General features: G+C 57.3%; 32 protein-coding genes, 2 tRNA genes and 1 pseudogene. 22 read left to right on the forward strand and 13 right to left on the reverse strand.

Annotated features, from left to right (window positions below; translation table 11 throughout):
- Nucleotides 1–31 precede the first annotated feature (31 nt).
- Nucleotides 32–316, forward strand: a pseudogene (locus BW974_RS26375) (PKD domain-containing protein); the annotation flags it as partial.
- Here the strand turns inward: BW974_RS26375 and BW974_RS26380 are convergent.
- Nucleotides 307–459: a hypothetical protein gene (locus BW974_RS26380; RefSeq protein ID WP_245800025.1), complete on the reverse strand. Its 153-nt coding sequence runs from the start codon at nt 457–459 to the stop codon at nt 307–309. The pseudogene BW974_RS26375 and the gene BW974_RS26380 overlap by 10 nt on opposite strands.
- Nucleotides 460–597 (reverse strand): hypothetical protein, encoded by a 138-nt coding sequence (locus BW974_RS26385; RefSeq protein ID WP_245800027.1) that lies wholly within the window; start codon nt 595–597, stop codon nt 460–462.
- 499 nt (nt 598–1,096) lie between these two features.
- On the opposite strand from BW974_RS26385, the gene BW974_RS05015 reads away from it, so the two are divergent.
- Both BW974_RS05015 and BW974_RS26390 read left to right on the forward strand, forming a co-directional pair.
- The gene (locus BW974_RS05015; protein WP_245800029.1) at nt 1,097–3,340 is read left to right on the forward strand and encodes a hypothetical protein; all 2,244 of its coding nucleotides are present in this window, start codon (nt 1,097–1,099) and stop codon (nt 3,338–3,340) included.
- Between the two features lie 335 nt (nt 3,341–3,675).
- Nucleotides 3,676–4,347 carry a hypothetical protein gene (locus BW974_RS26390; protein WP_245799900.1) on the forward strand — a complete coding sequence of 224 codons (672 nt, stop codon included), beginning with the start codon at nt 3,676–3,678 and terminating at the stop codon, nt 4,345–4,347.
- 21 nt (nt 4,348–4,368) lie between these two features.
- Here BW974_RS26390 and BW974_RS05025 read toward each other — a convergent pair whose 3' ends face one another.
- Entirely contained in the window at nt 4,369–4,596 is a 228-nt protein-coding gene (locus BW974_RS05025; RefSeq protein WP_076428574.1) for a DUF7976 family protein, read from the reverse strand.
- 3 nt (nt 4,597–4,599) lie between these two features.
- Nucleotides 4,600–5,640: an Mrp/NBP35 family ATP-binding protein gene (locus tag BW974_RS05030; protein ID WP_076428576.1), complete on the reverse strand. Its 1,041-nt coding sequence runs from the start codon at nt 5,638–5,640 to the stop codon at nt 4,600–4,602.
- A gap of 191 nt (nt 5,641–5,831) precedes the next feature.
- Here BW974_RS05030 and moaA point away from each other — a divergent pair, with 191 nt between their 5' ends.
- The 16 genes from moaA to rpsB all read left to right on the forward strand — a co-directional run bounded on the left by moaA (nt 5,832) and on the right by rpsB (nt 14,147).
- Nucleotides 5,832–6,791, forward strand: coding sequence for a GTP 3',8-cyclase MoaA (gene moaA / locus BW974_RS05035; protein ID WP_076428578.1), 960 nt, complete (start codon nt 5,832–5,834; stop codon nt 6,789–6,791).
- Nucleotides 6,792–6,924: 133 nt separating this feature from the next.
- Nucleotides 6,925–7,707 carry a M99 family carboxypeptidase catalytic domain-containing protein gene (locus tag BW974_RS05040; protein ID WP_076428580.1) on the forward strand — a complete coding sequence of 261 codons (783 nt, stop codon included), beginning with the start codon at nt 6,925–6,927 and terminating at the stop codon, nt 7,705–7,707.
- On the forward strand, nt 7,704–8,006 hold the full coding sequence (locus BW974_RS05045) for a hypothetical protein (RefSeq protein WP_076428583.1): 303 nt from the start codon (nt 7,704–7,706) through the stop codon (nt 8,004–8,006). Before BW974_RS05040 ends, BW974_RS05045 begins: the two co-directional genes overlap by 4 nt.
- A gap of 78 nt (nt 8,007–8,084) precedes the next feature.
- Nucleotides 8,085–8,169: transfer RNA gene (locus BW974_RS05050), tRNA-Ser, on the forward strand.
- A 16-nt stretch (nt 8,170–8,185) separates the two neighbouring features.
- Nucleotides 8,186–8,689 carry a 30S ribosomal protein S13 gene (locus BW974_RS05055; protein ID WP_076428586.1) on the forward strand — a complete coding sequence of 168 codons (504 nt, stop codon included), beginning with the start codon at nt 8,186–8,188 and terminating at the stop codon, nt 8,687–8,689.
- Entirely contained in the window at nt 8,689–9,210 is a 522-nt protein-coding gene (locus BW974_RS05060; protein ID WP_076428588.1) for a 30S ribosomal protein S4, read from the forward strand. The genes BW974_RS05055 and BW974_RS05060 overlap by 1 nt, the downstream gene beginning before the upstream one ends.
- Complete coding sequence (locus BW974_RS05065) at nt 9,207–9,593, forward strand: 30S ribosomal protein S11 (RefSeq protein WP_076428590.1); 387 nt, start codon at nt 9,207–9,209, stop codon at nt 9,591–9,593. The genes BW974_RS05060 and BW974_RS05065 overlap by 4 nt, the downstream gene beginning before the upstream one ends.
- 3 nt (nt 9,594–9,596) lie before the next feature.
- Entirely contained in the window at nt 9,597–10,343 is a 747-nt protein-coding gene (locus BW974_RS05070; RefSeq protein WP_076428593.1) for a DNA-directed RNA polymerase subunit D, read from the forward strand.
- A gap of 144 nt (nt 10,344–10,487) precedes the next feature.
- Nucleotides 10,488–10,572: transfer RNA gene (locus BW974_RS05075), tRNA-Leu, on the forward strand.
- 30 nt (nt 10,573–10,602) lie between these two features.
- Nucleotides 10,603–10,956, forward strand: a complete 354-nt coding sequence (locus BW974_RS05080; protein WP_049970947.1) for a 50S ribosomal protein L18e — start codon at nt 10,603–10,605, stop codon at nt 10,954–10,956.
- A complete protein-coding gene (locus tag BW974_RS05085) occupies nt 10,953–11,390 on the forward strand; it encodes a 50S ribosomal protein L13 (protein ID WP_076428595.1) in 438 nt (145 codons plus the stop codon). The genes BW974_RS05080 and BW974_RS05085 overlap by 4 nt, the downstream gene beginning before the upstream one ends.
- On the forward strand, nt 11,384–11,779 hold the full coding sequence (locus BW974_RS05090) for a 30S ribosomal protein S9 (protein ID WP_076428597.1): 396 nt from the start codon (nt 11,384–11,386) through the stop codon (nt 11,777–11,779). Before BW974_RS05085 ends, BW974_RS05090 begins: the two co-directional genes overlap by 7 nt.
- 13 nt (nt 11,780–11,792) lie before the next feature.
- A complete protein-coding gene (locus tag BW974_RS05095; protein WP_076428599.1) occupies nt 11,793–11,993 on the forward strand; it encodes a DNA-directed RNA polymerase subunit N in 201 nt (66 codons plus the stop codon).
- Complete coding sequence (locus BW974_RS05100) at nt 11,993–12,175, forward strand: DNA-directed RNA polymerase subunit K (protein WP_049970943.1); 183 nt, start codon at nt 11,993–11,995, stop codon at nt 12,173–12,175. The genes BW974_RS05095 and BW974_RS05100 overlap by 1 nt, the downstream gene beginning before the upstream one ends.
- Nucleotides 12,172–13,377: a phosphopyruvate hydratase gene (gene eno, locus BW974_RS05105; RefSeq protein ID WP_076428601.1), complete on the forward strand. Its 1,206-nt coding sequence runs from the start codon at nt 12,172–12,174 to the stop codon at nt 13,375–13,377. The genes BW974_RS05100 and eno overlap by 4 nt, the downstream gene beginning before the upstream one ends.
- A complete protein-coding gene (gene rpsB, locus BW974_RS05110; protein ID WP_076428604.1) occupies nt 13,374–14,147 on the forward strand; it encodes a 30S ribosomal protein S2 in 774 nt (257 codons plus the stop codon). The genes eno and rpsB overlap by 4 nt, the downstream gene beginning before the upstream one ends.
- A gap of 387 nt (nt 14,148–14,534) precedes the next feature.
- Here rpsB and BW974_RS05115 read toward each other — a convergent pair whose 3' ends face one another.
- Nucleotides 14,535–15,206, reverse strand: a complete 672-nt coding sequence (locus tag BW974_RS05115) for a bacterio-opsin activator domain-containing protein (RefSeq protein WP_076428606.1) — start codon at nt 15,204–15,206, stop codon at nt 14,535–14,537.
- A gap of 112 nt (nt 15,207–15,318) precedes the next feature.
- Here BW974_RS05115 and mvk point away from each other — a divergent pair, with 112 nt between their 5' ends.
- Nucleotides 15,319–16,302 (forward strand): mevalonate kinase, encoded by a 984-nt coding sequence (gene mvk / locus BW974_RS05120; RefSeq protein ID WP_076428608.1) that lies wholly within the window; start codon nt 15,319–15,321, stop codon nt 16,300–16,302.
- Nucleotides 16,299–17,057: an isopentenyl phosphate kinase gene (locus tag BW974_RS05125; protein ID WP_076428610.1), complete on the forward strand. Its 759-nt coding sequence runs from the start codon at nt 16,299–16,301 to the stop codon at nt 17,055–17,057. Before mvk ends, BW974_RS05125 begins: the two co-directional genes overlap by 4 nt.
- A gap of 152 nt (nt 17,058–17,209) precedes the next feature.
- Here BW974_RS05125 and BW974_RS05130 read toward each other — a convergent pair whose 3' ends face one another.
- The 8 genes from BW974_RS05130 to BW974_RS05165 all read right to left on the reverse strand — a co-directional run bounded on the left by BW974_RS05130 (nt 17,210) and on the right by BW974_RS05165 (nt 22,223).
- Nucleotides 17,210–17,464 carry a DUF7314 family protein gene (locus BW974_RS05130; RefSeq protein WP_049970937.1) on the reverse strand — a complete coding sequence of 85 codons (255 nt, stop codon included), beginning with the start codon at nt 17,462–17,464 and terminating at the stop codon, nt 17,210–17,212.
- Complete coding sequence (locus BW974_RS05135) at nt 17,457–17,837, reverse strand: DUF7315 family membrane protein (protein WP_245799901.1); 381 nt, start codon at nt 17,835–17,837, stop codon at nt 17,457–17,459. Before BW974_RS05135 ends, BW974_RS05130 begins: the two co-directional genes overlap by 8 nt.
- A 13-nt stretch (nt 17,838–17,850) precedes the next feature.
- A complete protein-coding gene (locus BW974_RS05140; RefSeq protein ID WP_076428612.1) occupies nt 17,851–18,615 on the reverse strand; it encodes a cytochrome b family protein in 765 nt (254 codons plus the stop codon).
- 4 nt (nt 18,616–18,619) lie between these two features.
- On the reverse strand, nt 18,620–19,414 hold the full coding sequence (locus BW974_RS05145; RefSeq protein WP_076428615.1) for a cytochrome b: 795 nt from the start codon (nt 19,412–19,414) through the stop codon (nt 18,620–18,622).
- On the reverse strand, nt 19,415–20,263 hold the full coding sequence (locus tag BW974_RS05150; RefSeq protein ID WP_076428617.1) for a Rieske (2Fe-2S) protein: 849 nt from the start codon (nt 20,261–20,263) through the stop codon (nt 19,415–19,417).
- Nucleotides 20,264–20,266: 3 nt separating this feature from the next.
- Entirely contained in the window at nt 20,267–20,653 is a 387-nt protein-coding gene (locus BW974_RS05155) for a DUF7318 family protein (protein ID WP_076428620.1), read from the reverse strand.
- Nucleotides 20,654–21,346 (reverse strand): plastocyanin/azurin family copper-binding protein, encoded by a 693-nt coding sequence (locus tag BW974_RS05160; RefSeq protein WP_076428623.1) that lies wholly within the window; start codon nt 21,344–21,346, stop codon nt 20,654–20,656.
- Nucleotides 21,347–21,434: 88 nt separating this feature from the next.
- Entirely contained in the window at nt 21,435–22,223 is a 789-nt protein-coding gene (locus BW974_RS05165; RefSeq protein ID WP_076428626.1) for a DUF7319 domain-containing protein, read from the reverse strand.
- A gap of 89 nt (nt 22,224–22,312) precedes the next feature.
- Between BW974_RS05165 and BW974_RS05170 the strand changes: the two genes are divergently transcribed.
- Nucleotides 22,313–22,798 (forward strand): DUF7321 family protein, encoded by a 486-nt coding sequence (locus BW974_RS05170; RefSeq protein WP_076428628.1) that lies wholly within the window; start codon nt 22,313–22,315, stop codon nt 22,796–22,798.
- Nucleotides 22,799–22,808 lie beyond the last annotated feature (10 nt).

Below are 22,808 nucleotides of genomic sequence, written 5' to 3' on the forward strand. Positions count from 1 at the left end.
AAAGTAAAAGGAAATAAGACCTGCCAAACCCATGAATCGAGCCGTTTCAGGAGTACTCATATTCCTCCTCACTACATCACTCGTTTCGCCGACAACGACGGCGAACGAATCGCCACTTGCAGACGCTGGACTCGACCAGAGCGTCACACGAGGTGCAACAGTTCTTCTCAACGCGCAGGGCTCCTACGACCCCGACGGGGAAATCGACCGATACGAATGGTCGATAACGACGCCCGACGGAATGACGAGAACACCCGACTGTGAAACCTGCCCACGAACGCGATTCCGACCAAACTCGGTCGGAACCTACACGGTTTCTTTAATCGCAACAGACGAAGACGGAGCAAGCAGTCGGGACACACTATACGTTTCCGTATCACCGGGTGAGGAACCGGAAATCAGCGTCTCCGGGCCACAGCACCCTCGTGTCGGCGAGCAGGCCGTGTACTCCGCAGACATTCAGACCGGTGCCGCACCGCTGAACAGAATCGTATGGTCGGTCGACGGCGAGACGGTCGAAACACGGTCGCTATCGAACATCGACTCATCCGATACGATTTCCCAGACGTTCGCGAACGCCGGGTCACGAACGATCACCGCGACGGTGAGCGATGCGGATGGGCAAATCGCGTCCGATACGTTCGAAATTGCAGTTCAGCCTGCTCGGACTGCACCCTCGGAAAACACACTTGCAGACCAGTACACGCCGACGATTGTCGGAGATGACCTCGTCACCGGTTCGACACCGCTTCGCGGAACCTACAGTTTGCAGTCAACCGCGAGTTCGAGCCAAATAGACGCTATCAGATGGGTCGGAGATGCAAGTACCCTTGGAAGCGGACGAACGGTAGCAACGAACTGGAAACCCGGCGACCACACACTCTACGCCATCGTTACGTATGCCGATGGTTCGCGTAACGTGGCTCGGTTTTCGGACGGGTCAACCACTATCGTCGCCGATCCGCAACCGACGGTCGAACTGTCGTCCTTCGATAGCTACACGGCGATTTCCGGTAGTGCGGTCGCAACTGATGAATACGAGAATCTACGCTCGATAACGGTTCGACTGGACGGAACCGCTATCGGTCGCTTACAGATGGATGGAACGCCCGGAGTGATGCAACGCCGACAGGTGTCGTCGTTCGACTACTCCGATTTCGACTCCGGTGACACGTACACGCTAACCGTCACTGCAGTCGATGCTCGTGGACAGACAAGTGTGTTAGAACGAGAGATCACACCGACAAAGGAACCGAAAATCATCGAATCAGGGTTCGTCAACGGCCCGGTGGACTCCTATCACGAGCGAATTGACCCCGAGCGATACACTGCACACCACGTGGTGAAAGTCGATTTGAATGGGGTTGATCCGGATGATGTGGAAGTAGCTTCTGTGGGAATGAGAGATGGTATTGAAAGAGTATCCTCAAATAAACAGATACTGAATAATCAAATAGTACTAAATTCGTACTGGGTTGGTCAGTCGCCAGGCATATATAATATCACCAGACTTATAGAATTAAATAACTATGCCAGTGTTGTGGATTCTACATTGCAAATAAAGCCTAGTCCTCCGGAACTCCGAGTAGATGTAATAAACGACGGAACAAGCGGTTACAAGGGACCTGATTGGGGAATCGTTGTAGACGCAGGCGATTCATTTGATCCAGACGGAACAAAACTCAAATATATCTGGCAAGGAGGAGCAATGCCAATTTCCCCAGATAATAAAACTGGCAAGTTTCGCTCTGTCAAGTTTGGGAGGTTGAAAATAGAGGACAAATACGAACTGAGCACGACAAAAGAATTCAACTATCTGCAAGAATTTTCACCGGAAGTCAATAATGTAGAGGTTCTTTCGGAAGGTCCATACAAGCCAAACGACACAGTACGTCTTCGTGTTGCCACGAAACCATACAGATTCACCAAGAACACCTATCACAACCAATTTGAATTAGGTATTACTCCGATAGGAGTCAGCGGAAACGTCGTTGAATGGGAGGAAAAAATAGTGTCGAAACCGGGTCATACGCCACAGATGGATGACCCGAAAAGATACACCGGTATCATCGAAATCGAAGCGTCTGCATTGGCAAGCACGACAGAAAATCCAAAAATACGAGTGTACAACAAGAAGAAGGCGGCGACATACGAAGAAACACCCATCCCTGATTTAGAGGTATACAGACAGTACGGAACAATTTGGACGAATATCTCTATCAAAGATACGAAGTACAAAGTAGAACGACCGACATACAATTGGGCGCGTGCTACGTCAGCAGACGAGCGCGACCAATATCTCGCGAATGGATACTCCGTTGTAGACACAGAGCGCGATGGTTTCGAATATACGCTCGAAGAGCGTGTCAAGGTTCAGGATGCGCAGTACGAAATTAAATCAAAAACGTTCCCATCAAAGCCCCTACACTCTGCCTCCCTTCAAACCCACTCTGACTGGTGGTCTGGTGGCCGTGAAAGCCAGAAACGAACGCGGACGAGAACTGAACAGGAGTGGCGAGATTCGAAAACAGGCGACGGAACGTTCCTTGACGAGACCCGTCGCATTGAAACAGAGCCAGCACGGTATCAAACGCAAAAGCAGTACGCATACGCATATGATGTCGAAAAAACGGGAACGAGAACCGTTACGAAGACGAAAGAAGTCGAAGTAACCAAAACGGACACGAAGTACGTCATGAAATGTGGATTCGAAGGAATCTGTTTCGAAGTCCCGAAAACCTACACGTACACGACGACTGTCGAAAGAACATACACAACGACAGAGGAGTACACCTACACGGTTACTCGAACGAAAACGTATTGGGCACCTCAAAGACTCGGATGGGATCACTGGCCTACCGGCGACCAGAAGCAGGTGAAGGTCAGCGATGCTGAATACAAAACCCAGTATCTGTACGAGTATCAAGAGGAGTACACGGATGTCGTTCACACGTACGAGGTAAAAACCCGTGGAAAGGTCAGTGATGCAGAGTACGCGTGGCAAGAACGAATGACCACGACGGATAGAATGGACGTCGAATCGCTCATATCGGCGGACAACTGGCGAATCGGGAGGTATGGGCCAAACCTCAAATGGGATATGCAAAAACAGACGGGGGGTAAAACTACCACTGTCGATTGCAGAGGATACCGTCCTCGACACCTACGTGACTGCAGACGTCGATGTGACTCAGCAGTACGTTGTCGGAGAAACGCTGAAAAACGAAACCACTGGAACGAAAATTGTCGACAAGTCGTATTCCGGTTTAGTAAGTACAGCAGAAATCAAAGAGAGACTCCGAAATCAGCACGGAAAAGAGAAAGAAGGCTCCGAGTGTAAATTACATTGTATAATGTAATACATTATATTTAAATATTAGTAGGGTAGAAAACGGTTGTGTGAGCAGAACAGTATCACTCGTCTTTGTCGTTCTCATCGTCTTGTCCTCGGCGGCTGTTTCGGTGGCAAGTGCCGATACAAACAGTTCAGATGCATCTGATTGCCCCGTTTCAAAACAGGGTGAGACAAGAGTTATCGAATCATTTCAAGGAGTATGTATCGAATCTCACTTTGAGAATGAAACAGTAAATTTGGTCGTTAGCAATCCTACTTCGAGGTACGTAGAAAGTACGGGTGTTGTAATCACGATAAATAGTTACAAAGCATATGCTAGAATGTCCAGCCTTCGTCCCGGAGACTCCTTCCAAAAAGAAGTCAACATCACCCAAGGACTACACGCCTTCCAAGACAATCACTCGGTCTTCGTCTCAACATTCGGTGACAACACGACCTACAACTTCACTAAAGAGATCGACGCCTCGAACTCTCCAGAAGTTCTGACGCCGTATATCAAAAACGTCACCGTCGCCAACGGAACGATAGAGGGAAAGCAGTCCGCAGTCGCCTACGTCACGCTTGCGAACCCTTCGATTCAAACCTACTCTTCGAAACTGTTCGTCCATACACTCGGTACTGAAGGAAGCTTCTACCCCGCGTCCATCCGACCGGGTGGAACACGAACAATAAAAGTTGAGCTGTTAGATGACGATGGACAAGAAATCGCGGGTGAAGCACGATTGTATTCGGGGAACCTCACGGAAGCAGACGGCGGACTCGACCAGATGGGATTCGTCGGAACGGCAGGTGAGCAAACCGAAACGTGGAACGAATCGTTCGAACCGGTGCGGCCCACGTGGATGGACAGCCATTACGAGTACACAAACAAAACCCATGCACCGAGTTTCGGTGAAAAGCTCAGCGGCGGACACGAAATCGAGGGGATTCCACTCGCCTATCTCGTATTTTCCCTGTTCGGTGTCTTCGTCGTTGTTCGTCGATTGCGGTGAAGAAATCCTCCGTTTTCTCGCTCACGAACCTTTTCCACCGGCGTCCTTCGTCCGGATGATTTCGCGCATGTTGATGTAGATGTCTTTCGGAGAGGTCTCTTCGTTCGGGTCGTAGAGGTCGCTGATTCGGTAGAGAATCGCGGCGACGAGTTTGCTCTCGCTGCTCTCGCCGCGGATGTCGTCCGCGATTTCACGCAGGGTTTCGACTCGTTCCGGGTTCGACTCGAACGTCTCGGTTTCGCCCGCCATAGATTACTCCTGTTGTTGCCGACGACGATTGATAATCCCGACGTTGTTGGCGACGTTTTCAGTGAGGATGCGGAACGCGTCTCCGGTTTCGCTGTCTTCGTCAAGGACGATTGGCGTCCCTTCGTCACCGCCGGTTCGAACGTCGGGGTCGAGAGGGACCCCGCCGAGGAACGGCATGTCTTGCTCTTCGGCGAACGCAGCACCACCGCCGTGTCCGAAGATGTCGTGTTCGCCGCCACAGTCGGGGCAGACGAACGAACTCATGTTTTCGGCGATACCGAGAACGGGAGTTTCGTGTTTGCCGAACATCTGAAGTCCTTTTTGCGCGTCATCGAGCGCGACTTGCTGTGGCGTCGTGACGATGACCGCACCGGTAACGGGAACGCTCTGGAGGAGGGTGAGTTGCGTGTCGCCGGTTCCCGGAGGAAGGTCAACGACCATGTAGTCGAGTTGGCCCCACTCTACGTCCTCCCAAAGTTGGGTGAGAACCTTGTGAACCATCGGGCCACGCCAGATGACGGGGTCGTCCTCGCCGACGAGGAAGGCCATGCTCATCAGTTTCACGCCGAATTTTTCGGGCGGGACGAGTTTTCCCTCCTCTGTCGCTTGTGGTCGCTGGTCGGCGGCGACCATCCGTGGAACATTCGGCCCGTACACGTCGGCGTCGAACAGACCGACACGGGCACCGAGTTTGGAGAGTCCAGCAGCAAGGTTGACTGCGACAGTACTCTTTCCGACACCACCTTTTCCGGAGGCGACGGCGATGATGTTTTTGACGCCGGGTAGAACCTGTTCTTCAGGGGAGTGCTGGCTATCGACGCGGGCGGAGAGTTCGGCGTCGAGACCCTCGCTTCCGAGCACTTCGCGAACTCGATTTGCGATTTCGGTTTCGTGGGGTGCGTACGGTGCCCCGAGGACGAGCGAAATTTGCGCGGTGTCGTCATCGACCGAAATGTCGTTCACGATTCCGAGCGAAACGATGTCTTCGCCGAGGTCGGGGTCTTCGACGGTTCGAAGGAGGTTTCGAACGTCAGCTTCGTCCATGCTTTCGGCTAGGGTGTGACCTGTCGATAAGGCTTGTGAACTGGGTAACCCAGTGGATGCTGGAATTTGATTCGGATTGGTGTTCCGTTACTGAGGCCAGTTTCTTTTTGGGCGGAGAGTAACCTAATCTGATTACATTCGTGTTGCTGACTCCCACGAGTTTAATAATGCTCGTCCGAAAGGTACGGATAATGCTCGAAGATTCGTTCGGGCGCGAGGTCACAGGGGTACGAATCTCTCTCACCGACCGGTGCAATTTCGACTGCGTCTACTGTCACAACGAAGGGCTAGGGGACACGCGAGGCCCGATGGATCCGCAGGACGACGAAATGAGCGCCGACGACGTGGTTCGGTTTCTAGAAGTGGCCCGCGAGTTCGACGTGCAGAAAGTGAAGTTTACGGGTGGGGAACCGATGCTCCGTCAGGATTTGGAGGAAATAATCCGCCGGACGCCGGACGGGATGGAAACGTCGTTGACGACGAACGGAACCTTCCTTCCGGGCCGAGCGGAGGAACTCCGCGAGGCCGGACTATCGCGAGTGAACGTCTCCCAAGACGCGCTCGACCCGAAAGCGTTCGCGGAGGTGACGAAGAGCGGAGCCTACGACAAAGTGATGGAAGGCGTCGAGGCCGCACTCGACGCCGGACTCGACCCGGTAAAGCTCAACATGGTCGTGTTCGAGGCGACAGCGGGGTACGTTCCGCAGATGGTAGACCACGTCGCCGAAAACAATGGCCTTCAGTTACAGCTCATCGAGTACATGCCCGAACTAACCGGAAAACCCGAGTGGGCAATCGACATCCAGCGCGTTCACGATTGGCTCGAAGAACAGGCAGACGAAATCGAAATTCGAGAGATGCATGGGCGAAAGCGGTACTGGATAAACGGCGGAATGGTCGAAATCGTTGATCCCGTCGAGAACCCGAGCTTCTGTTCTAACTGTCATCGCGTGCGCGTGACGCACGAAGGATACCTAAAGGGATGTCTGAATCGTAACGACGACCTACGACCGATGGGTGAGATGACGAAATCAGAAATCAGGGAGGCGTTCCGCGAAACGGTCGCGAATCGAGTGCCGTACTACGGCGAGTATATGGTTCGCAACGACGACGGAGAGTGGGAGATGAACGACCGATACATCAACGCCTGAACGGGCATCACCAGCGCCGAAGTCTGATATTCGAATCGGTCGGTATCGCTCCTGAAATTCGTTCGACGGCCGTCGAACGAATTTCGCCCGAACGGTAACAAAGTTAATACGGGCAGGCTACTCGCCTTCTCGTATGCGACGACGGGCATTTTTGACGAAAGTCGGTGCGCTTTCTATCGCCGGAGCGAGCATTTCGGTGGTTGGCGGTGGTCGTGCGGCCCAAACCGCGGCAGAACCCGCGTACACGATTCTTTCGGAAACGGAACACGCGACAGACGTATTCGTCCGGGAGGAAGGAAACGGCCCGACCGCACTGGTCGTCGGCGGAATGCACGGCGATGAAGAAAGCGGCTACCGCGCCGCAACCGACATCGCGGAGTGGCAAATTTCGGGTGGAACGCTAGTCGTTCTCCCGAAAGCGAATCAGGTGGCGATTCAGGCGAACAGTCGTGAGGGGGAAAACGGCGATTTAAATCGGCAGTTTCCACCCGGGAAAGAGCCTGAAACGGAACTCGCACGGGCAATTTGGGATGTAGTTTCCCGCCACGACCCGGACGTGGTGCTCGATTTGCATCGCTCCGTCGGGATCTACGGCTATCACGAATCGTCCGTCGGGCAGGTAATCTGGCCGACGGATGCAGGAAAGGCGAGCGAGTATGCGAAGCAGACGGCGGAGTATTTGAACGAGTCGGTGGTGCCGTGGTCGATGCCACTCCACGCGTTTCGTCGTGGTGGTGAGATAACGGGGTCAAGTCCCATGCTCGTCCACAAAATTGCGGGCGATTTGAGCAAACCGGGGTACATTTTCGAGACGACGGAGTTTTTCATCGACCCCGGAACGAGGGTTCGCTGGACAAAAAAAGCGGCCGAAGCGTTGCTCTCCCGGCACGGAATCGAGCGGAGGAAAGGCCAATGATTGGGGAGAATCGGCGGATAAACGTTAGAAAAATGTTGGCGGGACGAGCAGTGTGGGGATGGTATCTGCTGTTGGTCGTTCCAGTCGTCGTCGGTGCGCTGGATACCCGATTGATGACACCACTCGCGCTACCGGGGTATCTGATTCTGACGCTCGGGAGTTCCTTTGGAAGCTACCTTTTCCCGACTCTCGAGCTATGGGTGTTCTGGGCACCGTTTTTCCTCGGGATGTACCTCGTCTCGGTGGGGCTTGCGGCGGCGTATCATGCAGTTCGAGAGACATTCGTTGCGTTTAAATAGTAACCACCGGTACGTTGAGTTGCAGACACCTGTAGGGGCGCGCGTCCCGAGTCCGGAAGGGCGAACATATGAACGCGTGTCGAGGTAGCCTAGTCTGGCCCACGGCGCAGGGTTGCTAACTCTGTGGCGTCAAGCCTCGAGGGTTCGAATCCCTCCCTCGACGCTCCAAACTATCAACCATGAGTACGGAACAACCACAGGACGAAGACGACGACCTTCGGTACTTCGTCCGCATCGGGCAAACAGACCTCGATGGGACGAAGTCCGTAGAGCGGTCGCTTTCCGACATGAACGGAATCGGTCGTCGCACGGCACGACTGCTCGCCGAGAAGGCGGGCATCGACCGAACCGCGACGTTCGGTCGACTCGACGAGGACGACATCGAGAGCGTCGTCGAGGCCGTGGAAAATTACGCCGACGAAGTTCCCGAGTGGCTCGCGAACCACCGAGACGGATACTTCTCCGGCGAGACAACACACGAAACCGGTAACGACCTGTCTATGTCGCGGCGACAAGACATCAACCGGATGAAGATGATTAGCTCCTACAAAGGCATCCGCCACAAACGTGGACAGAAAGTTCGCGGACAGCGAACCAAGTCCACTGGTCGTACAGAGGGTACGATTGGCGTGAACGTCGAAGCTATCAAGGAAGAAGCCGCCGCGGAGGGTGACGAAGAATAATGTCGCTCCCCGGTGAGAACACCAAATTCTACGAGACGCCGAACCACCCGTTCCAGGGAGAGCGAATCGGCGAAGAACGCGGTCTGATGGACCGATACGGCCTGAAGAACAAAGAAGAACTCTGGCGCGCCCAGAGTGAACTTCGCAGCTTCCGCCGTGAGGCCCGACGACTGCTCGGCGACATCACGGGCGACGAATCCGCAGACGGTGGAGAGTTTCTCTCCCGCCTGAAGCGAATCGGCGTCCTCGACGACGGCGACGAACTCGGCGACGTTCTGCTCCTCGAAATCACGGACGTGCTGGAGCGACGTCTCCAAACCGTTGCCTACCGGAAAGGACTGGCCAACACGCCACAGCAGGCGCGCCAGTTCATCACCCACGGCCACGTTACGGTGGACGGACGACGCGTGTCGATTCCGTCGTACAAAGTCGAAATCGTCGAGGAAGGCAGCGTCGCCTTCGACGAGAACAGCCCGCTTGCAGACGAACTTCATCCAGAACGCGCGGAGGGTAACGAATGAGCGACAACGACGAAAAGTGGGGAATCGCCCACGTACACGCATCGTTCAACAACACGATTATCACGATTACCGACCTCACCGGTGCGGAGACGATTGCGAAGTCCTCCGGTGGGACGGTCGTGAAACAGAACCGAGACGAGTCCTCGCCGTACGCGGCCATGCAGATGGCCGAAACGGTCGCGGACGAAGTCAAAGCCGCTGGCATCGACGGCCTGCACGTCCGCGTGCGAGGCCCCGGTGGCAATCTCCAGCAGAACCCGGGACCGGGTGCGCAGGCGACGATTCGCGCACTCGCTCGTGCCGGAATCGAAATTGGCCGCATCGAAGATGTGACGCCGATTCCGCACGACGGTACCCGCGCACCGAAAGGTAGTGGATTCTAACATATGACCGACAACTTCGACGTAGAGTTCATCGACGGCGACGAACGCAAGGCGCGGTTCCTCGTTCGCAACGTCACCCCGGCGTTCGCCAACGGTATCCGCCGGGCCATGATTGCGGACGTTCCGACGCTGTCCATCGAGACGCTCCGCGTCATCGAGAACTCCTCGGTGATGTTCGACGAGCAGATCGGACTGCGTCTGGGCTTGGTTCCGTTGACCACGCCGCCCGGCGAGTTCGAGGAGGGCGACACCGTAACGCTTAGCCTCGATGTGTCCGGGCCGGGTACCGCGTTCTCCGGCGACCTCATCAGTTCCGATGAGATGGTACAACCCGCCGAGGACAACGTTCCGATTATCGACCTGAAGGACAGCCAGCGCCTCGAACTGGAGGCTGACGCAGTCCTCGGGACGGGGAAGGAACACGCGAGACATCAAGGTGGCGTCGCAGTCGCTTACCGCCACCTGCAACGCGTCGAAGTCGTCGGCGACCGGGACGAGTTCGGAGAAGAAGAACCGCAGATTCTCCGCGGCGTCATCGAAGACGATGGCGAACTCGTTCCAACGGAATCGTTCGACCACGACCTGACTAACCGGTTCCCCGGAAAGGAGGTCGAGGTTCACGACGTTCCGAACGCATTCGTGTTCGACGTCGAAAGCGACGGTTCGTTTACCGTCGAGGAGTTGGTCACGCAGGCGGTCGATTCGTTGGCCGAACGCGCGGACGAACTCGAACAGGCAATTCAACTATAACAATGACAGGCCCTTGGAACACCCCTGACGCGTTCGCCGATTCGACGGAGAGTGTCGACTCTCGGAATCGGCCAACCGAAAGTGGTTTTAAGGGCCGCGGACAACTGTGTGATGCCCACGAGGGTGCGCACGTATTCTCAGCGTGCAGGGATAGCCAAGTCTGGCCAACGGCGCAGCGTTCAGGGCGCTGTCTCGTAGGAGTCCGCAGGTTCAAATCCTGCTCCCTGCACTTCAGTTCTCAGTACTTGGAGGAAGTAGCATGAGTAAAACTAATCCGAGGCTCAGTAGTCTCATCGCCGAACTCAAGTCGGTTTCGCGCAGCGAAGAAACCGACGTGTGGAACGACGTTGCGACCCGCCTCGAGAAACCACGGAGTACGCACGCGGAGGTTAACCTGGGCCGTATCGAACGATACGCACAGGAAGACGAAACCGTCATCGTACCCGGTAAGGTTCTCGGAAGCGGTGTCCTGCAAAAGAACGTCACTGTTGCCGCAGTCGATTTCTCATCGACAGCGGAGACGAAGATAGAGCAGGCAAACGGCGATCCGATCCAACTCGAACAGGCAATCGAACAAAATCCGAACGGCGCTAACGTGCGAGTGATTCGATGAGTATCGCAGAGTACGACGCTGATGTCATCGTCGACGCCCGCGACTGCATTCTCGGTCGCGTGGCGAGTAAGGTCGCACAGAAGGCAATGGACGGCGAGCGAGTCGCCGTCGTCAACGCCGAGGAAGCTATCATCACCGGTGGCAAACAGGACATACTGGACAAGTTCGAGACGAGGTTCAACCTCAGCTCCGACCAAGGTCCGTACTACCCAAAGCGGCCGGACATGATAGCAAAGCGCTCGATTCGCGGCATGCTTCCGTACAAGAAGCCGCGTGGCCGGGAGGCTTTCGAGAACATTCGTGTCTACGTCGGCAACCCATACGACGAGGATGGCGAAATCCTCGATGGAACGTCGCTGGACCGACTCTCGAACATCCGTTTCGTCCAACTGGGCGAAGTCAGCGAATACCTAGGTGCTAACGTCACATGGTAACGAACACGAGCGGAAAGAAGAAAACGGCAATCGCCCGTGCCACGGTTACGGAGGGCGAAGGTCGTGTGCGAATCAACTCGAAACCAGTCGAACTGGTCGAGCCGGAGATGGCCCGACTCAAGATGCTCGAACCGTTCCGCATCGCGGACGACGAGCGCGACGCCGTCGACGTCAACGTTGACGTTTCGGGCGGCGGTATCACCGGACAGGCAGACGCAGTCCGTACTGCGATTGCCCGTGGACTCGTCCAGCATATGAACGACGCAGAACTCCGTGATGCGTTCATGGAGTTCGACCGTTCCCTGCTGGTCAACGACGTTCGCCAGTCTGAACCCAAAAAGTGGGGCGGTCCCGGTGCCCGTGCCCGCTACCAGAAGTCCTACCGTTGAGGTGGTTTAACCCATGATGATTCCAGTCCGGTGTTTCACGTGCGGCAAGGTCGTCGGTGAACACTGGCAGGAGTACAAGGCGCGCGCCGAAACCCATATGGGGAACGAAGACCCCGGAAAGGTTCTCGACGAACTCGGCGTCGAGCGTCACTGCTGCCGTCGAATGATAGTGTCACACAAAGACCTCGTGGACATCGTCGCCCCGTACCAGTAATGGCTCAACAACAATACTCCCGATACGAAAAAGCCCGAATCCTCGGTGCGAGAGCGCTGCAAGTGTCATACGGCGCGCCAGTGCTCATCGAAACAGAGGAGTCACAGCCGATTCTCATCGCGGCCGAAGAGTACGACGCCGGTGTGCTGCCGTTCTCCGTGCGTCGTCAGGAGGAGCAATGACGCGCATCGAAAGCGTCAGACTCCGCCGAATCCTCGACTCGCGCGGCAACGCGACGGTCGAGGCGGACGTGTTGACCGAAAGCGGTGGCTTCGGTCGTGCCGCCGCACCGAGCGGCGCGAGCACGGGCGAGTACGAAGCGATAGAACTCGACCCCGGTGAGGCAATCGCCTCGGCCCGGGAACACGCCGTTCCACGCCTCGAAGGGAACGTCTACGTTGGCGACCAGCGCGACGTTGACACCACCCTCCGTGCGGCGGACGGCACGGACAACTTCTCGGAAATCGGTGCGAACAGCGCCGTCGCAATCAGCATGGCCGCCGCGAAGGCCGCGGCTGACATGCTCGGCGCGCCGCTGTATCAACATCTCGGTGGTGCGTTCCGTGGCGACACCTTCCCGGTGCCGCTCGGAAACGTCATCGGGGGTGGCGAACACGCGGCGGACGCAACTGCGATTCAGGAGTTCCTCGCGGCACCCGTCGGCGCACCGAGCGTGCAGGACGCAGTGTTCGCCAACGCGGCAGTGCATCAGGAAGCCGCAAGCATTCTCGATGAGCGTGGCGTCCCCTCGGCAAAAGGCGACGAGGGTGCGTGGGCACCGTCCATCGACGACGACGAAGCGTTCGAAGTGATGGACGAAGCGGTTTCGACCGTTTCCGACGACTTCGGCTTCGACATTCGGTTCGGCCTCGACGTGGCCGGTGCCGAGATGTACGAGGACGGCGAGTACCACTACCGCGACCAGACGCGCTCGACCGACGAGCAGATAGCGTACATCGCAGACCTCGTGGACGAATACGACCTCGTCTACGTCGAAGACCCGCTAGACGAGAACGATTACGAAGGCTTCGCCGAACTCACTGACCGCGTCGGTGACCAGACGCTCATCTGCGGTGACGACCTGTTCGTCACCAACGTCGAGCGACTTTCGGATGGTATCGAGCAGGATGCCGGAAACAGCATCCTCATCAAGCCGAACCAAATCGGCACGCTCTCGGACGCCTTCGACGCCATCGAACTCGCCGTCGAGAACGGCTACGACCCCGTCATTTCCCACCGAAGCGGCGAAACCGAGGATACGACCATCGCACACCTCGCTGTTGCGACCGACGCCCCGTTCATCAAGACGGGGTCGGTCGGCGGCGAGCGAACCGCTAAACTCAACGAACTCATCCGAATCGAGCAGAACGTATCACGATTATGAGCGATAACGAATCAGAACAGGTAGAAGAAGAAACGGACGGTCTCGACGCCGCTGAAGCGGAAGTCGATACGGAACCGACCGGCGAGTCCGGTGCGGAACCCGACGTTGACCCCGACGAGGATGTCGGTGCGCAGGCGGAGGAGACCGAAGAAGAACCGCAGTTCGACGAGGACGTGCTCGGCGACGAGGAAGCAGACCTCCTCATTCCCGTCGAGGACTACCTCGGCGCTGGTGTCCACATCGGTACGCAACAGAAAACCGAGGACATGGAGCGGTTCATCCACCGCGTTCGAACGGACGGCCTGTACGTCCTCGACGTGAGCAAGACCGACCAGCGAATCCGCACGGCCGCGGACTTCCTGTCCAACTACAACCCGGAACAGATGTTGGTCACGTCCTCGCGCCAGTACGGTCGTTTCCCAGCCGAGAAGTTCGCCGAAGCAGTCGGCGCACGCGCTCGCACGGGTCGATTCATCCCGGGCACGCTGACGAACCCGAAGTACGACGGCTACATCGAACCCGACGTCGTCGTCGTCACCGACCCAATCGGAGACGCACAGGCGGTCAAGGAGGCCATCACGGTCGGCATTCCTGTCATCGCAATGTGTGACTCCAACAACAACACGAGCAACGTCGACCTCGTCGTTCCGACGAACAACAAAGGTCGCAAGGCGCTGTCGGTCGTCTACTGGCTGCTGGCCAACGAGACGCTCGACCGCCGCGGTGCTGAACCCGCCTACTCGCTCGACGACTTCGAGAGCGAGATTTAATCGTATTTTCGACTCCGAACTGCGCTGTTTTCCGGATTGTTCGTGGTAATCCAAAACCTATAGCTGCGTCTCATTCGCGGAAGTTGGGTGTTCGAAATTGCTAATTAGCAGTGTCCTCGTGTAAAAGCGCTTGATGGTGCAACCAACGCAGTGACGACGAGGCCGGACGGATACACGATGATGGGTGGGAGACGGATTCTAAACTGTAGAGCGTGTGAATGGGTCGTTGATACAGCAATGAACGGGCGTGAAGAGTCGAATCGGCGAGCGATAGCGCATTTTTGTAAAACCGGCCATCCGATTGCGTGTTACAGACACGAACACTCGTTTCGTGCGTTTTCGATTCGATATTTCGCTCCGGAGTGACCAGTCTATTCCGTTGGTCGGCTACGACGAGTCCGCACCTTCGCCGAGGATGAGCGCGTTTTCCACGAGACTACCGTGCCCGCGGCGGAGTCGCTCGGAAACGGCTTGGTGTGAGATTCCGAGTTCTTCGGAGAGGTCGTCGGCTGTCGCCTTGCGGGGAACCTGATAGTAGCCGTGTTCGTAGGCCAGCGTGAGCGTATCCTGCTGGTCTTCTGTCAGTCCGAATCGGCCTTTTCGTCCCTCCTCCAACTGGTAGATGTTGAGCACATCGAGGGTCAGTCCGTGATTTTCGCAGTAGTCGTAGGTGCGCGAGAGGGAATCTCGTTCGGGGAAGACGATGCGAAGGTTCCAGCAGTCGTCGTTGCCCATCGCTGCAAGAATCGTTCCGTCCTCTTTGACGAGAATTTGGATGAGGGCGTCTATCTGGTCTACCCAGCCCATTCGATAGAGCCATTCGTCGTCTAAATCGGTGAGCAGTTCGATGTCTTCGACGGTCGGGTCGTCTTCGAGCGCTGCTTCGATTTCTTCGTGGCTACTTTTCTCACTGCTAATCCAGACGAACGGCATGACTTGGTCTTCGTCGTGGGCGACGACGCGCTCGATTTCGAAATTCAGGTTTTCGAGTGCGGCGAGTGACTGATGCAGTGCAAATTCGTCTGGAGGGATTTCGACTTCGACCACGGTCGCAGTCATAGTACGACGATGGTTCTCCCCGACGATATATGCGTTGACTTTTGCACGCAGGAACACCAGCAATGCAATCCATTCGAAAAAAGTGATACCCCCCGCTCACCGAGAGTACGACATGACCGTTTCGAGTGCCCCGGGGAAGGTGTATCTATTCGGGGAACACGCCGTAGTGTATGGCGAACCCGCCGTCCCCTGTGCCATCGAGCGCCGGGCGACGGTAGCAGTCGAATCACGCGACGACGACCGTCTTCGCGTTCATCTGTCAGACCTCAGTATCGACGGGTTCACCGTCGAATACAGCGGCAGCACCGACGAAACGCCCGACGTGAACGTCTCCGAATCGCTCGTTCAAGCCGGAATTGGCTACATCGACGCCGCAATCGAACAGGCCCGCGATGCGACCGAGAGGCCGGACGCTGGCTTCGACATCACCGTCGAAAGCGACATTCCGCTGGGTGCCGGACTCGGCTCCTCGGCGGCGGTGACCGTCGCCGCCATCGACGCCGCAACGCGCGAACTTGGCGTGTCACTTTCGAGCGACGAAATCGCAGACAGAGCGTATCGCGCGGAACTCGCGGTACAGGACGGTGAGGCTTCGCGTGCAGACACGTTCTGCTCTGCAACCGGCGGGGCGGTTCGCGTAGAAGGAGACGACTGTCGCGCCATCGAATCGCCGGACTTGCCAATCGTCGTCGGTTTCGACGGCGGTGCTGGCGACACGGGGAAACTCGTGGCTGGCGTTCGCGCGCTCCGCGAGGAGTACGAGTTTGCAGGGGAGACAGTGAAAAGCATCGGCGACATCGTCCGGCAGGGAGAGCGCGCGCTGACCGAGGGGGACACCGAAGAACTCGGCAGGCTGATGAACTTCAATCACGGCCTGCTGGAGGCGCTCGGCGTTTCCTCGCGTTCGCTCGACAACATGGTCTGGGCGGCCCGCGACGCGGGGGCACTTGGCGCGAAACTCACGGGTGCAGGTGGCGGCGGCTGTATCGTCGCCCTCGACCCGACCGACGAAACCGAGACGGCACTCCGATTTACGCCCGGGTGTGAAGATGCGTTCCGTGCCGAACTCGACACCGAGGGGGTGCGTGAAGAATGAGTCTCACCGTTCTCAAACTCGGCGGAAGCGTCATCACGGACAAAGATCGTGCCGACACGCTCGATGACGAGACGCTCGGGCGCGTCGCTGACGCAATCGGCGACGCAAGCGTAGACGACCTCGTCTTGGTTCACGGCGGCGGCAGTTTCGGCCACCATCACGCGAGCGAACACGGCGTGTCGAAAACGACCGGGAGTAGCGACATCGACGCCGTCACGGACATCCACGGTGCGATGAAAACCCTGAACAACTTCGTCCTCTCGCGGCTTCACGACCGGGAGATTTCGGCCGTTCCCGTCCATCCGTTCTCCGCCGCGGTGAGAGACGCGACTGCGTCTCTCACCCTCCCGACCGGACAAATCGAGACGATGCTCGAAGAAGGATTCGTTCCCGTCCTCCACGGCGACGTGGTCGCCCACGAGGGAGAAGGCGTCACCGTCGTCAGCGGCGACGAACTCGTCGTCTCGGTGGCACGCCACCTTGACGCCGACCGCGTTGGGTTCTGTTCGACGGTTCCCGGGGTGTTGGACGAAAACGACGAGGTTATTCCCGAGATCACGACCTACGAAGCTGTCGCGGACGTACTCGGCGAGAGCGAATCGACCGACGTAACCGGCGGCATGGCCGGAAAAGTTCGCTCGCTTCTCGAACTCGGTGCCCCGGCGTCGATTTTCTCCCCGGACGACGTGTCTTCGTTCCTCGATGGAGAAACACCCGGAACGCGAATCGACGCTACAGGCGAGCAGACAGACTGAGTTTACAAGCGAATTGGAGGTGATTTCACGAGCGAATCGAAGATGATTTCTCCGGAGCTAACAGCTCCGTGCGTACTCTGACGGTTACGTGTTAGAAGACGAAAGAAGGGGAAGATGCGCTCTGCTGGTTCGTTTTCGGTTCGACGCCGTAACTACTGTCGCGCCAGTCGAAGTTGGCGAATGCCGGGGATGATGACCCAGAAGAACAGCATGCCGAGGATGGCGAACCAGAAGAACGCTTCGCGGAGGATGATAGCGAGGCTACCGTACATGTCGAGTCCAGTCGGAACCTCACCGATAAGTTGCGTGTCTTCGAAACCGGGTGTCGTGTACCAGCCCGAAAGAACCATCCACGCGAAACCCGCACAGGTGGCAATACTGAGTCCCTTGATGAATTCGTCAGCCATTGTTTGACGGTTCGTCGGAGTCGTCTTTAGACTTTCCCATTCCCTCAGCGCGGAAGCGAGTGGAAAACGCGTACACGACCGTCCCTGCCACGATGAGGAGGAGTCCGAAAATCGCGAGAGGGTAGTTGACCTCCGAAATCGGCGCGCTCGCCCGGTTGGTTGCGAAGTCCAATGCGATGAACCCACCGACGACGGTGAAGACCGCGAACATCGTCGAAAAGACGGTGACGATTTTGTACAGTTGGAGCGGAACGACGACGTCGCGGGACGCGATACCGGTCGAATTTTCGTTCGCGTTCGATTCGCCGTTCCGGTCGCTCTCGTCCTCGAAAGCCGAGTAGCTAGTCTCTGGTTCGTCGTCGCGTGAAGACATAAAGAAAGTCGAGTTATTTCGGCGGTCGCAGGCGGTAGTACCGGCGGTTGAGGCTGAACATGTATCCTTCCCGCATCGACTTCAACACCGCGTAGGTGATGGTTCCTGCTGCGATTGGCAGGAGGAACGTCAAGTCGAAGAGCAGGTGCGAGTCGATAGGCATCAGGTTCTTGATAGCGAGCGTGCTGATGGTGAGGGAGAAGACGACGCCGAACATCCCAACCGCGGCCCAGAACGGTTGTTCGACTGGTCGGCGAGCACTCCCCTTGTTCAGGAACGGCACGATAGCGATGATACCGACGACGACGCCGTTCGCGACGACACCGTAGGTTCGGTCTGCCATCAGTTTATCCCCGCCGAGGATGGCGAGTTCGGGGTTCAGTGGTCCTAACTTCAGCAGGCCGAACGACCAGTACAGATACCAGTCGGGCAGGATAATCGCTGGCGTCGAACTCGGGTCGGCCGGTGGTCCGAGGTGGGGTGGGAGCGCCGCGGCGAGGAACAGAATCATCCCGACGAAGAAACTCGTAATCGAGAGATTGCGAATCATCTCGTGGGGCCACGTCGGGAACGCGAGCACGTCGCGTTCGACGTAGCTCGATTCCTGTCGCAGGTCTTCGTCTTCTCTGCGCGAGCGCTCGAAGTATTCGTATGTCAGCCGGGAGAGTCCCTGCGTGCGCTGCTTCCGCTCAAGCCACGAGGGAGTCTCGTCGTCCGGCGAGACGATGCCGGTACCGCTTCCGTCGGTTCGGGGTTCGGATTCGTTTTCGTCGGTCATGGTATCAGTGTGGTTCTGCGATGCCCTGCATCCAGACGATGCCGATGTGTACCGCGATGAGCGTGGTCACGACGAACGGGAGCAAGAACACGTGCAGGATGTACATCCGTTGCAGTGTCGCCTGACTCAGGCTGAAGCCGCCGAACAGGAGTTGTGCGACCCATTCGCCGATGAGCGGCACGGACAGGCTCATTTCGACGCCGATCTGTCCTGCCCAGAACGCCAACTGGTCCCACGGGAGTAGGTAGCCCGTGTATCCGAACACCATCGTCAAGCTGATGAGGATGATGCCGAGAATCCAGTTGACCTCGCGCGGTTCCTTGTACGCGCCCGTGAAGTAGACACGGAGCATGTGGAGGAACACCGCGGCCACCATCACCTGTGCGGCCCAGCGATGGATACTTCGGAGCATGAATCCGAAGTTGAGGTCGACCATGATGTACGCTAACTGGTTGTACGCGGCCGTGGGGTCGCCCGCCGTCGATGGCGAGTAGTAGAACCCGAGCAGCGCACCGCTGACTGCGGCCACTACGTATGCGATAGTCGAGAAACTACCCAGTGCGTACAGCGGATACCAGTACCAGAATTTGTTGTCGAGTCCGTACTGTTCGGTGTGGCTTTTCGGCATCTGGAGGTTGACGCGGTAGTACAACGTCTCCAGTATTTCGAGGTAGTCTACGATGCGGAACCGCTTGTCCATCCAGATGAGCGTCGTGAGGAACGTCGTCTCGATGGGAGTGAGTTCCTTCTCGCGGAGCCACTCACCGTGGTCGTGTTCGTCTTTGCGTTCAATACTCATTTAGTCATCCCCCGGCCGTGGCAGTGCCACGAACGATTCCTTGACGATGCTGAAGGGGTCGTACACCGACTGGTGGCACGGACAGTAAATCAGATCCGCGGCACCGAACTTCGCGCTTCCGGGGTCGCCCTTGAACATCGGCACACAGCAGAAATGTGTGCATTTGTTCAGATTGGCGATGAAACCCTGTTTGGTGCTCGCTTTGAGCCATTCGTTTTCGTTCGCCATCTCCTCTACCTTCTTGCTTCGAATCAACTGGACGGTCATCGTCTGGCTCGCTTCAACGTCTTGCGAACGCCACGTCACCGTCGCTGGCTTTCCGAGACCGGCTTTCCCGACGTTGTTGCCCCACGTCTCGTAATCGCTGAAATCATCGACGTGAACTTTGTTTCCGGCTTGGACCTCGCTCGATTGCCAATCGTACTTCGCCCCTTCCTTGTATCGGAAGTAGTTGTCCATGTCGGCGTCGGGCTTGATACCCTTGTAGGTCTGGACACCGCAGTACTGGAACCAGTTCGCCGAGTAGGTCATGCCGCCGACTTCCGCCTCTGCGACCGTCACTTCTCGACCCTGCTCCGTCTTCGTCGATGCTTCCGGGAAGAATCCCTTGACGTATCCCTCATCGTCGATTTTGATGGGAATCTGGGGCATACCACGTGGAGCGGGGCCTGCGGTGTTCTCCATCCCCATGAATTGCGTGATACCACCGCCTTCACCGGATGGGGCCGTCGTCGACTTGAGCGAGGCGGCTCCCGCGGTTCCAACACTGGCGAGCGTCGCGCTTCCGACGACGCCTTTGACGAATCGACGGCGACCTGTGCTCTCTGGATATTTGTCGTCTCCTGCCATAGTTTATCGTTTGTAGTAGGGGTACACTGCTCGTTTGAACTGGTCCCATGCGTCTCCGAACGACTCGGTTCCGTACTGCTCTTCCTCACGCACGTAGAGGTCTTCCCACTTCCGACGACGCTTTTTGACGATCATCACGTCGGGGAGGAACTCCTTACGATACAGCATGAGGATGAACGCGAGGTCGATGAAAATGACGGCGAGAACGCCACCGAGGTACATGTTACCGAGTTCGGACAGCCCCCATCCGTTGAGAAGACCGTAGGTGAACAAGCCGACGAACACCACTTCGATAATCGTTAACAGGACGATTGCGATGGCGGCCGTCGTGCTTTCTCGCGCCGGTTCGTATCGGTGTATGTCGCCGTATGTGCTTCCTGACGAGGACATCTATCTGTTCCCTCCGCTGGTGTGTGGGGATTCGCCGTACTTCAGGAAGAAGAACGTAAAGATGAGCGACATTATCATCATCAGAATCGTCGCGATTCCAACGTAGTGCGCCTGAAACGGCACGCCCATGTGTTCCGGGTCGGCTTCCGCAGAGCCACCGCCACCGCCGCCGCCGCCACCACTACCGACCGTGATAGTGCCGGTCATGCCTGCGGTTTCGTGCGGAATACAGACGTACTCGTAGGAGCCTTCGGTGTCGAAGGTGTGACTGTACGTGTGCCCCGTGTCGAACGTCTCTCCTTCGCTGCCGCTTCCTTCCCAACCGGCCCCGTCGGGTTGGCTCGTCGGAATCACGTTGTGTGTATTGGATTCCCACACCCACTCGACGGTAGTGCCGGGTGAAATCTGGAGGTCGGCCGGTTCGAAGACGAGTTCGCCGCCGGGGCCGACGACGACCGTCTCCGTTCCGCCGCCACCGCCGCCGCCTCCTTCTGATTGGTTCCCGCTAGACTGATTTCCATTTGACTGGTTGCCACCGCCTGACGTCGTCGTCTGAGTGCCGCCAGTCCCGTTGCCGCCGGACTGGTTGCCACCTCCAGACGTCGTCGTCTGCTGCGCACCAGCGGGTGCCGCCGCCGCGGCAGTTCCGCCAGCAACGCCGCTGGCCGCCAGTAGAAATTCCCGCCTCTTCATACATGTGTTGGTCAGGATGGGACTTGCTTAAAGCCACCGATGCCCCGGGAGTGCCAACATCGACAGTTTGGGAACCGCTCCCGCCGGTTCAGTTGTCTCGTTCCTCTTCGTCTTCCCGAAGAAAGTCGGGTCGATACTCGGAGCCAACGCCAGCGGAACGCAGGCGATTTCGGTACTCTTCCGACCGGAATCTGTCGGAAAGTCGGGCGTTCGCTACGATGAGCAGGACGAAAAATCCGAAGACGAAAAACCCACCGCCGACGAGTGCCAGCAGGGGTGCACCGTCTCGGATACTTTCCGAAACGCTAACGATTCCGAAGTACACGAGGAACCACGCAATCATCATCCCGAATCCGGCGACGACGTGGATGGCCGCAATCGCCTGCATCAACTTGTTGCCGAGTTCGCCGCTCCCTTCCGGTACCTCGTCGGGGTGGGGTAGTTGCTCACCTTCCGGCATCTCCGGCACGTCGTACTCTTCCATCGACGCCAGTGCCACCGTGGGTTTCACGTCGCGGAGGACGGTTCCGCGTCCTTCGACGCTTCCGTCGGGATAGACCACGGCGTAGCCTTCGTCCGAATAGGCGACCAACAGTGGTTCGCCCTCGTGCGAGGTTCGCTCGATGACAGCGAACACGTCCCGAATTGCGACGCGATGTTTCAGGTCGGCCTCCACCCGGTCTAACAGTTTCCTGCCCGTAATCCACGTGTCCGGGTCGAACGCCGCCTCCCACTCTTCGAGCGACATCTCCGCCATATCTTCCGGGCCGAAATCCTCGAAATCGTACTTCTCATCGACCTCGCGGCGAAGTTCCTCGCGGGATTCCTCTGGCGCGTCTTCCCCTGCGCCTTGCGTCCCACTGTCGGAGTCAGCCATTGTTCGGACGTTACGCTTCGACGGCTAAACATCTTCTGTCCTGACCGACGTTTCGGACGGTTTAACGCGCCCCAGTCTAACCACCGACTATGGTAAGCGACGCGGCGATTGCATCGGTGGTCGCGCTAGTCGTGACGGCGAGTTTTCCCTTCTACCTCTACGGAGCGTGGATAATCATCGAAGCCGAAACGGTGACGTGGGACGTTCTCACGCATCATCTGAAATTCATCGTCACCGGTCTCCTGCTGACGACGATTCCCGCGGTGGTATGGATGATTCCGCGATTCGAGCGCCAGTTCGGCGGCCTCGCGGCGGTTCACGCCTTCCTCGGACTGCAAGCCTACGCGATGCTAATTCTCGCGCTTACGGGTATCGTCAGAATCTTTCAGGTCAAGCGCGCCCACGATTTGTACGGCACGCCGAATCCCGACATGGACATCAGCGAACTCCACGAAAACATGGATTCGTGGCGGTGGCGGCTTCGCGCCGGTGTCGCGGGCTACATCGTTTTCTGGCTTCTGACGTGGGTGCTCGGCATGGCCCGGTTCCTCATCCTCCACACCGACTACTTCTAAGTCGATTTTC

This window comes from Haladaptatus litoreus, from assembly GCF_900156425.1.
GTDB lineage: Archaea > Halobacteriota > Halobacteria > Halobacteriales > Haladaptataceae > Haladaptatus > Haladaptatus litoreus.

Excerpts from the sequence above, each read along its gene's own strand:
- BW974_RS26380 (WP_245800025.1), bottom strand. The coding sequence starts at position 459 with ATGTCTGCGGAGTACACGGCCTGCTCGCCGACACGAGGGTGCTGTGGC.
- BW974_RS05015 (WP_245800029.1), top strand. The coding sequence starts at position 1,097 with ATGGATGGAACGCCCGGAGTGATGCAACGCCGACAGGTGTCGTCGTTC.
- BW974_RS26390 (WP_245799900.1), top strand. The coding sequence starts at position 3,676 with ATGTCCAGCCTTCGTCCCGGAGACTCCTTCCAAAAAGAAGTCAACATC.
- BW974_RS05025 (WP_076428574.1), bottom strand. The coding sequence starts at position 4,596 with ATGGCGGGCGAAACCGAGACGTTCGAGTCGAACCCGGAACGAGTCGAA.
- BW974_RS05030 (WP_076428576.1), bottom strand. The coding sequence starts at position 5,640 with ATGGACGAAGCTGACGTTCGAAACCTCCTTCGAACCGTCGAAGACCCC.
- moaA (WP_076428578.1), top strand. The coding sequence starts at position 5,832 with ATGCTCGAAGATTCGTTCGGGCGCGAGGTCACAGGGGTACGAATCTCT.
- BW974_RS05040 (WP_076428580.1), top strand. The coding sequence starts at position 6,925 with ATGCGACGACGGGCATTTTTGACGAAAGTCGGTGCGCTTTCTATCGCC.
- BW974_RS05045 (WP_076428583.1), top strand. The coding sequence starts at position 7,704 with ATGATTGGGGAGAATCGGCGGATAAACGTTAGAAAAATGTTGGCGGGA.
- BW974_RS05055 (WP_076428586.1), top strand. The coding sequence starts at position 8,186 with ATGAGTACGGAACAACCACAGGACGAAGACGACGACCTTCGGTACTTC.
- BW974_RS05060 (WP_076428588.1), top strand. The coding sequence starts at position 8,689 with ATGTCGCTCCCCGGTGAGAACACCAAATTCTACGAGACGCCGAACCAC.
- BW974_RS05065 (WP_076428590.1), top strand. The coding sequence starts at position 9,207 with ATGAGCGACAACGACGAAAAGTGGGGAATCGCCCACGTACACGCATCG.
- BW974_RS05070 (WP_076428593.1), top strand. The coding sequence starts at position 9,597 with ATGACCGACAACTTCGACGTAGAGTTCATCGACGGCGACGAACGCAAG.
- BW974_RS05080 (WP_049970947.1), top strand. The coding sequence starts at position 10,603 with ATGAGTAAAACTAATCCGAGGCTCAGTAGTCTCATCGCCGAACTCAAG.
- BW974_RS05085 (WP_076428595.1), top strand. The coding sequence starts at position 10,953 with ATGAGTATCGCAGAGTACGACGCTGATGTCATCGTCGACGCCCGCGAC.
- BW974_RS05090 (WP_076428597.1), top strand. The coding sequence starts at position 11,384 with ATGGTAACGAACACGAGCGGAAAGAAGAAAACGGCAATCGCCCGTGCC.
- BW974_RS05095 (WP_076428599.1), top strand. The coding sequence starts at position 11,793 with ATGATGATTCCAGTCCGGTGTTTCACGTGCGGCAAGGTCGTCGGTGAA.
- BW974_RS05100 (WP_049970943.1), top strand. The coding sequence starts at position 11,993 with ATGGCTCAACAACAATACTCCCGATACGAAAAAGCCCGAATCCTCGGT.
- eno (WP_076428601.1), top strand. The coding sequence starts at position 12,172 with ATGACGCGCATCGAAAGCGTCAGACTCCGCCGAATCCTCGACTCGCGC.
- rpsB (WP_076428604.1), top strand. The coding sequence starts at position 13,374 with ATGAGCGATAACGAATCAGAACAGGTAGAAGAAGAAACGGACGGTCTC.
- BW974_RS05115 (WP_076428606.1), bottom strand. The coding sequence starts at position 15,206 with ATGACTGCGACCGTGGTCGAAGTCGAAATCCCTCCAGACGAATTTGCA.
- mvk (WP_076428608.1), top strand. The coding sequence starts at position 15,319 with ATGACCGTTTCGAGTGCCCCGGGGAAGGTGTATCTATTCGGGGAACAC.
- BW974_RS05125 (WP_076428610.1), top strand. The coding sequence starts at position 16,299 with ATGAGTCTCACCGTTCTCAAACTCGGCGGAAGCGTCATCACGGACAAA.
- BW974_RS05130 (WP_049970937.1), bottom strand. The coding sequence starts at position 17,464 with ATGGCTGACGAATTCATCAAGGGACTCAGTATTGCCACCTGTGCGGGT.
- BW974_RS05135 (WP_245799901.1), bottom strand. The coding sequence starts at position 17,837 with ATGTCTTCACGCGACGACGAACCAGAGACTAGCTACTCGGCTTTCGAG.
- BW974_RS05140 (WP_076428612.1), bottom strand. The coding sequence starts at position 18,615 with ATGACCGACGAAAACGAATCCGAACCCCGAACCGACGGAAGCGGTACC.
- BW974_RS05145 (WP_076428615.1), bottom strand. The coding sequence starts at position 19,414 with ATGAGTATTGAACGCAAAGACGAACACGACCACGGTGAGTGGCTCCGC.
- BW974_RS05150 (WP_076428617.1), bottom strand. The coding sequence starts at position 20,263 with ATGGCAGGAGACGACAAATATCCAGAGAGCACAGGTCGCCGTCGATTC.
- BW974_RS05155 (WP_076428620.1), bottom strand. The coding sequence starts at position 20,653 with ATGTCCTCGTCAGGAAGCACATACGGCGACATACACCGATACGAACCG.
- BW974_RS05160 (WP_076428623.1), bottom strand. The coding sequence starts at position 21,346 with ATGAAGAGGCGGGAATTTCTACTGGCGGCCAGCGGCGTTGCTGGCGGA.
- BW974_RS05165 (WP_076428626.1), bottom strand. The coding sequence starts at position 22,223 with ATGGCTGACTCCGACAGTGGGACGCAAGGCGCAGGGGAAGACGCGCCA.
- BW974_RS05170 (WP_076428628.1), top strand. The coding sequence starts at position 22,313 with ATGGTAAGCGACGCGGCGATTGCATCGGTGGTCGCGCTAGTCGTGACG.